The sequence below is a fragment of the Xenorhabdus sp. Sc-CR9 genome (assembly GCF_963897815.1).
Taxonomy (GTDB): domain Bacteria; phylum Pseudomonadota; class Gammaproteobacteria; order Enterobacterales; family Enterobacteriaceae; genus Xenorhabdus.
The window spans coordinates 1-11,691 of the sequence record NZ_CAWQTY010000228.1; the positions used below are offsets into that span (position 1 = coordinate 1).

Annotated in this window: 10 protein-coding genes; 6 read left to right on the forward strand and 4 right to left on the reverse strand. The window is 42.6% G+C overall.

The features are described from left to right. Positions 1 to 159: 159 nt before the first annotated feature. The gene (rfaH, locus tag AACQ81_RS18270; protein ID WP_237388171.1) at positions 160 to 648 is read right to left on the reverse strand and encodes a transcription/translation regulatory transformer protein RfaH; all 489 of its coding nucleotides are present in this window, start codon (positions 646 to 648) and stop codon (positions 160 to 162) included. A 694-nt stretch (positions 649 to 1,342) separates the two neighbouring features. Between rfaH and ubiD the strand changes: the two genes are divergently transcribed. Beyond that, positions 1,343 to 2,815, forward strand: coding sequence for a 4-hydroxy-3-polyprenylbenzoate decarboxylase (ubiD, locus tag AACQ81_RS18275; protein WP_237388172.1), 1,473 nt, complete (start codon positions 1,343 to 1,345; stop codon positions 2,813 to 2,815). 10 nt (positions 2,816 to 2,825) lie between these two features. Further along, a complete protein-coding gene (gene fre, locus AACQ81_RS18280; protein ID WP_237388173.1) occupies positions 2,826 to 3,527 on the forward strand; it encodes an NAD(P)H-flavin reductase in 702 nt (233 codons plus the stop codon). A gap of 194 nt (positions 3,528 to 3,721) precedes the next feature. On the opposite strand, the gene fadA is transcribed toward fre, so the two are convergent. Together fadA and fadB are read right to left on the reverse strand one after the other, a co-directional pair. Next, positions 3,722 to 4,885, reverse strand: coding sequence for an acetyl-CoA C-acyltransferase FadA (fadA, locus tag AACQ81_RS18285; RefSeq protein WP_237388174.1), 1,164 nt, complete (start codon positions 4,883 to 4,885; stop codon positions 3,722 to 3,724). An 11-nt stretch (positions 4,886 to 4,896) separates the two neighbouring features. Then, a complete protein-coding gene (gene fadB, locus AACQ81_RS18290; RefSeq protein ID WP_237388175.1) occupies positions 4,897 to 7,083 on the reverse strand; it encodes a fatty acid oxidation complex subunit alpha FadB in 2,187 nt (728 codons plus the stop codon). A gap of 271 nt (positions 7,084 to 7,354) precedes the next feature. On the opposite strand from fadB, the gene pepQ reads away from it, so the two are divergent. The 4 genes from pepQ to hemG all read left to right on the forward strand — a co-directional run bounded on the left by pepQ (position 7,355) and on the right by hemG (position 11,454). Then, positions 7,355 to 8,689, forward strand: a complete 1,335-nt coding sequence (pepQ, locus tag AACQ81_RS18295; protein ID WP_237388176.1) for a Xaa-Pro dipeptidase — start codon at positions 7,355 to 7,357, stop codon at positions 8,687 to 8,689. Continuing rightward, on the forward strand, positions 8,689 to 9,300 hold the full coding sequence (locus AACQ81_RS18300) for an IMPACT family protein (RefSeq protein ID WP_237388177.1): 612 nt from the start codon (positions 8,689 to 8,691) through the stop codon (positions 9,298 to 9,300). Before pepQ ends, AACQ81_RS18300 begins: the two co-directional genes overlap by 1 nt. A gap of 36 nt (positions 9,301 to 9,336) precedes the next feature. Next, the gene (trkH, locus tag AACQ81_RS18305) at positions 9,337 to 10,788 is read left to right on the forward strand and encodes a Trk system potassium transporter TrkH (protein WP_237388178.1); all 1,452 of its coding nucleotides are present in this window, start codon (positions 9,337 to 9,339) and stop codon (positions 10,786 to 10,788) included. Between the two features lie 141 nt (positions 10,789 to 10,929). Continuing rightward, on the forward strand, positions 10,930 to 11,454 hold the full coding sequence (hemG, locus tag AACQ81_RS18310; RefSeq protein WP_237388179.1) for a menaquinone-dependent protoporphyrinogen IX dehydrogenase: 525 nt from the start codon (positions 10,930 to 10,932) through the stop codon (positions 11,452 to 11,454). 14 nt (positions 11,455 to 11,468) lie between these two features. Here hemG and AACQ81_RS18315 read toward each other — a convergent pair. Continuing rightward, positions 11,469 to 11,691: hypothetical protein (locus AACQ81_RS18315; RefSeq protein WP_237388180.1), on the reverse strand; the 223-nt coding region annotated here is incomplete at its 5' end.

An 11,691-nucleotide genomic window follows, 5' to 3' on the forward strand; every position in this document is an offset into this window, starting at 1 on the left:
TAAATTAAGTACACGAGAGTCAGACGACCCCTTCAAGGGGTAAGCCAAAGAAGCAAAGACACTTAGCTTGAACGAAGAGAAAGCCGCGTCATTTAGGCGCAGTCGGTAACATGCCCTTATAGGGCTAGAGCAAACCACCCGCTATGCGGGTGGTTCTGATTAAATCTTGATGAACTGCTTATTATCTAAAACTTTAGAAACTTCTTTATTGAGGATATTAAGGAGGAGAATTGAACGGGTTCCTCCATCCGGTTCGTTATAAATTGCTTGAATTCCCTCGAAAATTCCTTCAGTAATCAGAACAGTATCTCCTGCTATTGGAGTTTCAGGCGCAATATAATCCTGTTCAGTGATAGACATCAATTCATCAATCAATGCCTGCGGTATAATGGCAGGATAAGTACTGAACCGTATGAAATGATTTACTCCACGTGTTGAGTTAACCGTTGTGGTGTGAATGACTTCAGGATCAAAATGTACAAAAAGATAATTGGGAAACAATGGTTCACTAACGGTTGTCCGTTTACCCCGAATGACTTTTTCGATTTTGGCTATAGGTGTCAGGCAGATAACATCTTGCCTTTCCAAATTATCTATCGCTCGAGAGATTTGCCCTCGTTTACAGTAAAGAAGATACCAATTCCCCATAATATTTCCACTCCATTGCTTAGAATGCCTAGCATAACAAAACCAGTGTTGGTGGATCATCAATAAAGCTAAAAAGTTATGTGAAGGAATAAGTTATGTTTTTATAACCAGTGGTATTTATCTCCAGTAAAAGTTTGTGTATTACTTAAGGTGTAAAAATCGCCAATTACGATGATATTGATAATTTTATCTAATATTTCGTAAAGGAAAAGAAAATATGAAAATATTCCCCTCAGGTAACGGTAAATTCCCTGATAATGTCCAATGATTAAGTTACCCAAAAGATCGGTTGTAATCCATGTTTTTGGAACCTAATCCCCGTTCAATACCCAATATATTTCGAGATGCAGAGCGACAGCAGCCAACAAAGTTGTAACTTGAAAGGTGCCAGGTAGATAGTTTTTATTACCTATGTTACGTGAAGGCAGCAGATTGCATATTAAAGGAGAAAAATCGCATTATTTTAGTGAAAAAACGAAGATTTTAAGGTTTTCCAGCATAATAAAACGATTCCTGAGCAATTTGATACACAGACATTCGCTGATTGGGTACCATGCTGCTGTATCTAAGGAGTTTACCCCACAAGATTACATTGAATTCATTGATTTTTAGCAAGTTATGAGTTTACCTTGTAACCCTCATGGGAGGGCTTATAATATCCTTCCCTCCTTAAATATCGGCACAAATGAACAATATGAAATACCGCGATCTAAGAGACTTTCTTTCCTTATTGGAACAATCTGGTGAATTAAAACGAATTCGTATGGAAGTTGATCCCTATCTGGAAATGACTGAAATCGCAGATCGTACTCTTCGTGCCGGCGGCCCTGCCTTGTTATTTGAAAATCCTAAGGGATATTCGATGCCTGTGCTGTGCAATTTATTTGGAACGCCTAAGCGGGTTGCTATGGGTATGGGGCAAGATGATGTTAAGGCATTGCACGATGTTGGTAAGTTATTAGCTTTCCTTAAGGAGCCAGAGCCGCCAAAAGGGTTTCGTGATCTGGTGGATAAATTGCCTAAATTCAAACAGGTTCTGAATATGCCGACCAAGCGCCTTAATTCTGCACCTTGTCAGGAGCAGATTTGGGCAGATGATGAGGTGGATCTTACCCGTATTCCAGTTATGCATTGTTGGCCAGAAGATGTTGCACCATTGATTACGTGGGGGCTTACGGTAACTAAAGGACCTAATAAAGAGCGTCAGAATTTGGGTATCTACCGCCAGCAAGTATTGGGTAAAAATAAACTTATTATGCGTTGGTTATCTCACCGTGGTGGAGCACTCGATTTTCAGGAATGGTGTCAGGCTCATCCGGGAGAGCGTTTCCCTGTGTCTGTTGCATTGGGCGCAGATCCTGCCACGATATTGGGTGCGGTTACGCCAGTCCCTGATACTTTATCTGAATATGCTTTTGCTGGATTATTGCGTGGGCATAAAACAGAAGTCGTTAAATGTATCTCTAATGATCTTGAAGTACCGGCAAGTGCTGAAATTATCCTTGAAGGCTACATTGAACCCGGCGAAATGGCACCGGAAGGGCCATATGGTGATCATACCGGTTATTACAATGAAGTGGATATGTTTCCGGTGTTTATGATAACTCATATTACCCAGCGCAGTGATGCCATTTATCATTCAACTTATACCGGACGTCCACCGGATGAACCCGCTGTATTGGGTGTAGCGTTAAATGAAGTACTGGTGCCAATATTACAAAAACAATTTCCTGAAATTGTGGATTTTTACCTGCCGCCAGAAGGTTGTTCTTATCGGCTCGCTATCGTTACGATTAAAAAACAATATGCAGGTCATGCCAAGCGAGTCATGATGGGGGTTTGGTCTTATCTGCGGCAGTTTATGTATACAAAATTTGTTATTGTTTGTGATGATGACATCAATGCTCGTGATTGGAATGATGTTATCTGGGCAATAACGACGCGAATGGATCCGCAAAGAGATACTGTCTTAATGGAAAATACACCAATTGACTATCTCGATTTTGCTTCCCCTATTTCTGGGTTAGGCTCAAAAATGGGATTAGATGCAACAAATAAGTGGCCAGGAGAGACACAAAGGGAATGGGGGCGTCCGATTGTAATGAGCAATGAAATTCGGGGCCGTGTCGATGAAATTTGGGATCAATTAGATATTTTGAAGCGATAAGAGGGAACGCATGACAATACTAAGCTGTAAAGTAACATCGGTTGACTCCATTACAGATACAGTTTACCGGGTTCGTTTATTACCTGATTCGCCTTTTTCTTTCCGCGCAGGGCAATATTTGATGGTAGTTATGGATGAAAGGGATAAGCGTCCTTTTTCCATGGCATCACCGCCATCAGAAAAACAGACGATTGAACTGCACATCGGGGCTTCTGAGTTAAATCTCTATGCAATGGCGGTAATGGACAGAATACTGGATCAAAGAACGATTGCTATTGATATTCCCCATGGTCAGGCATGGTTTCGTGAAGATAGTGAAAACCCTATGTTGTTGATTGCCGGAGGAACCGGATTTTCTTATACCCGTTCTATCTTACTGGCTGCATTGGAAAAAAATCCTAACCGTGAGATCTCAATCTATTGGGGAGGTCGTGAGCTGCAACACCTTTATGATTTAGGGGAATTGCAGGCATTGAGTGAGAATTATCCCAATTTGTCGGTTGTTCCTGTCGTTGAGCAGATTGATGAGCACTGGAGAGGCAGAACCGGCACGGTTCTGAGTGCGGTTTTAGACGATTTTGGTAGTTTAGCAAACCATGATATTTATATCGCTGGTCGCTTTGAAATGGTCAAAATTGCCCGTGAGCGGTTCTGTAGCGAACGTGACGCGTCTATTGATCGCATGTATGGAGATGCGTTTGAGTTCATCTGACTTACTCTCCCTGTAAAAAATAAAATGATAAAAATAAAACCCGCCCCTGACAGGCGGGAAACTACGGCAAAAACTTATTAGAGTGATGCAATAGATAAGACAAACAAGGGAAAAATAGTAATAAATTTCAATCGTCAGATACTTTTGATAACTAAACCCAGTAACTCAATTTGGTTGTTATACAAATTTGATAACTATACTCTTTCAATAATTGTGGCAATGCCTTGGCCTAGCCCAATACACATGGTTGCTAGCCCGAATTGAACATCTTTGCGTTCCATCAGGTTAAGCAGGGTCGTTGTGATTCGAGTACCAGAGCATCCTAATGGATGACCGAGAGCAATTGCACCACCATTCAGGTTGATTCTGTCATCCATACTATCCAACAGATTCAGCCCCTTAATACAAGCTAAGGATTGCGCGGCAAATGCTTCGTTCAATTCCATTAGGCCAATATCAGAAAGGCTTAAGCCGGCTTTTTTTAATGCCATTTTTGTAGCAGGTACGGGGCCGTAACCCATGATAGAAGGATCGCAGCCAACAACGGCCATTGAGCGGATACGGGCACGAGGCTTTAGCCCTAACTCTTTGGCTTTGCTTTCACTCATTATCAGCATCGCTGATGCACCATCGGAAAGTGCAGAGGAGTTACCTGCGGTGACGCTACCGGTGATAGGATCAAAGACAGGACGCAGAGCCGATAGGTCTTTGAGATTAGTCTCGGGGCGGATGACTTCATCAAAATTGATGAGTTTCATATTACCGTCGGCATCATGCCCGTACATGGCGGCGATTTCGCCCTCGAAAGCCTTGGATTTTGTCGCTTGTGCTGCGCGTTGATGAGAACGCAGTGCGAATTCATCCTGCATTTCACGGCTAATACTGTACATTTTTGCCAGCATTTCTGCGGTCAGACCCATAACACCGGCTGCTTTTGCAACGTTTCGGCTTAATTTAGGATGAAAATCAACACCATGTGTCATGGGGACATGTCCCATGTGTTCAACACCGCCGACCATTGCAATACTGGCATCGCCAGTCATGATCATGCGGGCACCGTCATGCAGTGCCTGCATAGAAGAACCACACAGGCGGTTAACGGTCACTGCAGGAACTGAATGGGGAATGCCTGCCAGCAGTGCGGCATTACGGGCGATATTGAACCCCTGCTCCAGAGTCTGTTGCACACACCCCCAAGAGATATCGTCTATATGTTCAGGCTGAAGGGCTGGATTGCGCTTAAGTAACGACTTCATCAGATGTGCGGAGAGATCTTCTGCACGGACCTGACGGAATACACCACCTTTTGAGCGCCCCATTGGGGTACGGATACCATCAATAATAACTACGTTTTCCATGTTTTCAGACCTCACACTTTTTCACCTGGATTAACAGCAAGTTCTGCTGGGGCAGGGTAGTAACTTTCATTGCTTTCGGATTTTGCTTTCAGGCCAGCAGGTACGTGATAGAGAGCGCCCAAGTGGACATAGCCTTCAGCCATTTTCACGTAGGCGGCGGTTCCCATAGTATCCAGATAGCGGAAAACGCCACCGTGGAATGGAGGGAAGCCTAAACCATAAACCAGTGCCATATCTGCTTCCGCTGGGCTGGAAATGATACCTTCTTCCAAACAGCGAACGACTTCGTTAATCATTGGGATCATAGTACGAGCAATGATCTCTTCGCCGGAGAAAGTATGTTTTGGTTGGGTGATGCCTGCCAGTAGCTGATCGACAGCTTCATCTTGCCCTTTTTTCAGTTTGCCTTTTTTATCCTGGGTATATTTATAGAAACCAACGCCGTTTTTCTGACCATAACGCTGATTTTCGAACAATACATCGATTGCATCTTGATAATTACGGCTCATGCGCTCAGGGAAACCTTGTGCCATGACAACCTGTGCATGGTGAGCAGTATCAATACCGACAACATCGATGAGATACGCAGGACCCATTGGCCAGCCAAATTCTTTTTCCATGATTTTGTCAATTTGACGAAAATCACCGCCATCCCGCAATAACATGCTAAAACCAGCCAAATAAGGGAACAATACGCGGTTTACAAAAAAGCCCGGGCAATCGTTGACGACAATCGGTGTCTTACCCATTTTGCTGGCGTAAGCCATAACCGTTGAAATAGTTTTATCCGATGTTTTTTCTCCACGAATGATTTCAACCAGTGGCATACGATGCACCGGATTGAAAAAATGCATTCCACAGAAATTTTCCGGACGCTTCAGTGACCTTGCCAATTCAGTGATTGGAATTGTGGAGGTATTAGAAGCCAGAATACACTCATCGCTGATATGAGATTCTGCTTCTACCAGAACAGCAGACTTAACTTTAGGATTTTCAACTACGGCTTCGACAACAATCTGGGATTGTTCAATACCAGCATAACTAAGGGTTGGTTGAATGGATGACAAAATTTTAGCCATCTTCATAGCGTCCAAACGCCCGCGCTCAAATTGCTTATTCAGTAACTTGGCTGCTTCATTGATACCTAAATCCAGCGCTTTTTGATTGATATCTTTCATCAGGACAGGAATGCCCTTACGAGCGGATTGATAGGCAATACCCCCACCCATGATCCCTGCGCCTAGTACGGCCGCATGTTGAGGTGCTGTGACTGTTTGTAAGTGTTTTTTCGCCAGCCCTTTGACATATTGGTCATTCAGGAAAATACCGACTAAAGCACGGGCAACAGAGGTGTGAGCCAATGCGACAAAACTGTCGGATTCTAATTTCAGAGCTTCATCACGGCCTAGCGTAGCGGCTTTTTCAATGGTTTTAACCGCAGTGATTGGCGCTGGGTAATGAGGACCGGCAATTTTCATTACCATGCCTTTTGCCACGTTAAAGCTCATGGTACGTTCGATTTCATTGAGATTCAGTGGCATTAGTTTAGGTTGACGAACGGCTTTCCAATCTAAATCTCCTTTAATAGCTTGTTCCAGAATTGAAATGGCGGAGTCAACCAGCTTTTCGGCAGGAACGATAGCATCAACCAAACCATTTTTCAGCGCTTCTTCAGCACTGATATCTTTACCTGCGGTAATAATTTCGAGGGCATTATCTGTACCAATTAAACGTGGCAGACGGACAGAACCACCGAAGCCCGGCATAATGCCTAATTTAGTTTCTGGTAACCCAATACGGACATCGGGGGTTGCGACACGAAAATCAGTTGAGAGCACAGTTTCACAACCACCGCCAAGAGCATAACCGTTAATAGCAGAAACGCTAGGAACAGGAAGATCTTCAATACGGTTAAAAATACTATTGGCGAGATTCAGTAGGTCGTGAAGTTTTTTTGCGGGTGCGTTGAATAATGATAAAAATTCTGTGATGTCTGCACCAACAATAAAAGCTTGTTTTTCAGAACGTAATAACAGACCTTTGAGTTCTGTTTGTTGCTCAAGGGTGGCAACGGCTTTATCCAGTGAAGTAACAGTTTTTGTATCTAATTTATTAATTGCAGCTGGTGCATTGAAGATCAGTTCTGCAATGCCATCTTTCAGCCATTTTACTTGAATAGTGTCACTTAGGTAGAGCATGTCATTCTCCTCAATGAGTGCATACCATCTGGTATGACCAGATGTGTTGATTGTGATTAGTGTGTTAATTTAATGCAAACCAATGATTAATTTTTTGTCGGACGGATCACAGGTAAGATTTATGGCAGGAGGTAAGATTTTTTATTAGTGTTTTGAAAAATATAAATATTGTCATCAATTTCTGGGAAAGCAACTTTTCATGTGATGGCACTCAATATAATGAATTGTGGTAATATTAAGCCCCTGCCAGAAAACCAAAAAGGCTATTGAGATGGAAAAGTTGGCACCTCTGTACCACGAACACATTAAAATATTACAAAATCGTGCCCGTGAAATATTGGCACGAACCCAGCTTGACGCCCTACTTATTCACTCTGGTGTATCATTACGAGTTTTTCTTGATGATAGCCATTATCCTTTCAAGGCGAATGCATACTTTAAGGCTTGGGTTCCTGTGACTAAAGTTCCGAACTGCTGGTTATGGATTGATGGAATCAATAAACCTAAACTGTGGTTTTATTCTCCGGTAGATTATTGGCATAGCGTAGATTCGTTACCCAATAGTTACTGGACTGAAGACGTGGAACTGATTCATTTGGCAAAAGCTGATGATATCGATGCGCAATTGAGTGGATTATCAAAACAGAATGTTGCCTATATTGGCGAACAAACTGAGCGTGCTAATTCTTTGGGAATTCTTGAAAAGAATATCAACCCAAAAGCAGTCTTGAATTATTTGAGTTACCATCGCTCATATAAAACAGATTATGAACTAGCTTGTATGCGTGAAGCTCAAAAAACTGCCGTAAATGGTCATCAGGCGGCTTATGACGCATTTTTGTCCGGCATTAGCGAATTCGAAATTAATATGTTCTATTTGATGGCAACAGGGCACCGTGATACTGATGTTCCTTATGATAATATTATTGCCTTGAATGAGAATGCGTCAGTTTTACATTACACTAAATTACGCCAGACTGTACCTTCTGAGATTCGCAGCTTCTTGATTGATGCAGGAGCAGAATATAATGGTTATGCCGCGGATATCACCAGAACCTATTCAGCAAAATCCAATAACGATTTCGCCTCATTGATTAAAGATCTGAATGAAGAACAGCAGGCGATTATCGGCACAATTAAAACAGGTGTCCGATATACCGAGTACCATATTAATATGCATCATCGTATAGCCAAATTGCTTAAAAAACATGATATTATTCATGGGGTCAGTGAAGAGAGTATGGTCGAAAAAGGGCTGACAACACCATTCTTTCCACACGGGCTTGGTCACTTACTTGGTTTGCAGGTGCATGATACTGCTGGGTTTATGCAAGATGATAACGGCGTCCATTTGGCTGCTCCAGAAATGCACCCTTACCTGCGCTGTACCCGTATCTTGGAGCCAAAGATGGTTTTAACCATCGAACCGGGTCTCTATTTCATTGAAACCCTGTTGGCACCGTGGCGTGAAAGTGAGTATCGCCAGCATTTCGATTGGAAAAAAATTGATATGCTCAAACCGTATGGCGGTATTCGTATTGAAGATAACATCGTGATTCACGCTGGAAAAATTGAAAATATGACCAGAGATTTACAATTGCCATAATGAAGCCTTATTTGATCCCTGCGGCTTCAGTCAGCTTTACTGAAGAGATAAAAAAGAGTCGTTTCATTACCCTGTTGGAACATACCAATGGGGTGGATGAGGCGAAGTTATTTATCCAAAGTATCAAAGAACAATATCCTGATGCCCGGCATCATTGCTGGGCTTTTGTGGCTGGTGCGCCGGATGATTCCCAACAGCTGGGTTTTTCCGATGATGGAGAACCAACAGGAACCGCAGGTAAGCCAATGATATATCAGCTAATAGGGAGTGATTTAGGAGAAATTACTGCCGTGTCTGTTCGCTATTTCGGTGGTATCAAACTCGGTACGGGTGGATTGGTAAAAGCCTATGGAAATGGTGTGCAGCAAGCACTGAAATTGCTGGAAACGGAATATAAAGTTCCCCAGAAACTGTACCAATTACAGTGTGAGTATTCGCATATCTCAATGGTGGAACAAGTGTTACAGCAATTCTCCGGGCAAGTAATTGCCAGTGATTATGCTGAAAATGTCACATTGCAAGTTTCACTGCCAGCTACCCTTGTTGGCAAGATAGGTGATAAATTACGAGACCTAAGCCGTGGTGCCCTGTCTTTAATACCAAAACCATAATTTTTTGTTATACCGGATTTCTAAGGAACTAGCCGAATGCATTTTCGCGCCATAACCCGCATTGTTGGACTACTTGTCATTCTTTTCTCTGTCACAATGATTATACCAGGGTTAGTGGCACTGATTTACCGTGATGGTGCCGGTAGGGCATTCAGCCAAACATTCATTTTTGCTCTCGTTATAGGTTTAATATTATGGGTACCTAATCGAGATCAAAAACGAGATCTCAAGCCAAAAGAAGGTTTTTTGATAGTCGTTCTATTTTGGACTGTGCTGGGTAGTGTTGGGGCATTACCGTTTATCTTTTCTGAAAAACCTAACCTTTCAGTCACTGATGCTTTTTTTGAATCATTCTCTGGTTTGACGACGACAGGGGCAACAACACTTGTTGGCCTTGATTCTCTTCCAAAAGCCATCCTGTTTTACCGCCAAATGTTGCAATGGTTGGGTGGGATGGGGATCATCGTGTTGGCTGTGGCGATATTGCCTTTACTTGGTGTTGGAGGGATGCAGCTTTATCGAGCTGAAATGCCAGGGCCATTGAAAGATAATAAAATGCGTCCTCGAATTGCAGAAACAGCAAAAACACTTTGGCTGATTTATGTTTTACTGACCATCGCCTGTGCGATAGCTTTGTGGGCTGCGGGAATGTCAGTATTTGATGCGATTTCCCATAGCTTTTCCACAATTGCTATCGGTGGATTCTCCACGCATGATGCTAGTATCGGTTTTTTCAATAGCCCGGTTATTAATACTATTATTGCCATCTTCTTATTGATATCGGGTTGTAATTTTGGTCTGCATTTTGCCGTTCTTTCTGGGCGAAGTTTGAAAGTGTATTGGCGCGATCCAGAATTTCGCATGTTCATTACTATTCAGTTGTCATTACTGAGTATCTGTATACTGATATTGTGGCAGTATTCCGTTTACGAATCAGAGCTGGGAGCGCTTAATCATGCTGTCTTTCAGGTTGTCTCCATGGCAACCACCGCGGGATTCACAACGGATAGCTTCGCTAATTGGCCTCTATTCTTACCTTTCTTGCTGCTATGTTCTGCATTTATCGGAGGGTGTGCTGGCTCAACGGGCGGAGGTCTGAAAGTGATTCGTATCCTGTTGCTATTTTTGCAAGGTTCCCGTGAGTTAAAACGATTGGTGCATCCTAATGCGGTGTATACCATTAAACTAGGGCATCGGGCATTACCAGAACGAATTATTGAAGCAGTGTGGGGATTCTTTTCTGCTTATGCGTTAGTTTTTATCATTAGTATGCTGTTACTGATTGCAACTGGCGTGGATGAGTTTTCTGCCTTTTCTGCCATAGCCGCAACATTGAATAACTTAGGCCCAGGGTTAGGGACTGTTGCAGACAACTTCACAACTATGAATACGATGGCTAAATGGATATTGGTCGTCACCATGTTATTTGGGCGTTTAGAAGTATTTACATTATTAGTCTTGTTTACACCGACTTTCTGGCGTGAATAATTATCTATTTCTATATACCCGTTAGGTTTCAAGTAGCAGGGGCAAGGTAAGGAAGCACCTAAAGCCGCTTGAGAAGTAAAGGGTATAAGTAGCGATTAACAGAATTGATAGGTGAAACGCTACTTAATAAGGGCGTATCTTATGAGTTGTTTATTGCTCTATTCCACTCAGGATGGACAAACCAAAAAAATTATTACGCGTATTGCAGAGAATCTCCGTCGTTCTGGGGTCGAATGCGACTTAAGGGATCTCGCGACAGTAAAACAGATTAGTCTGGCTCCTTATCAAAAAGTCATGGTAGGGGCATCAATACGCTATGGGCATTTCAATTCTGCATTACATCAATTTGTTATTTGCCACCAAAAACAGTTGAACCAAAAGAAAACTGCTTTCTTTGGTGTCAACTTAACGGCGAGAAAACCAGAAAAAAGAACCGCAGAAACGAATGCTTATGTACGCAAGTTTTTGATGAAAAGTCCGTGGCAACCTGATTTATGTAATGTCTTCGCGGGAGCGTTACTTTATCCGCGTTATCGGTGGTTAGATCGCATCATGATTCAATTCATCATGCGCATGAGTGGGGGAGAAACAGACACAACAAAAGAAATCGAATATACCGACTGGGCACAGGTGGATCGTTTTTCTGATGAATTTTTGCAAATATAGCGTGATGTGACGCCTTAAAAACAGCCTTTTTGATGGCTGTTCCAGCGTTTTGAATAAAAAAAACGCGAACGGAAAAAAATCGAGAAAAAACTATTGTCAGCGGCGTAAAACTCCCTATAATGCGCATCCGTTGTCACGACAAATACACAAATCTGTCGGGATGACAAAGTGAAAAGCCTTGAAAAATAAGGCTTGACACTGACAGAGGAAAGCGTAAGATACGCAGCCTCGCAACCC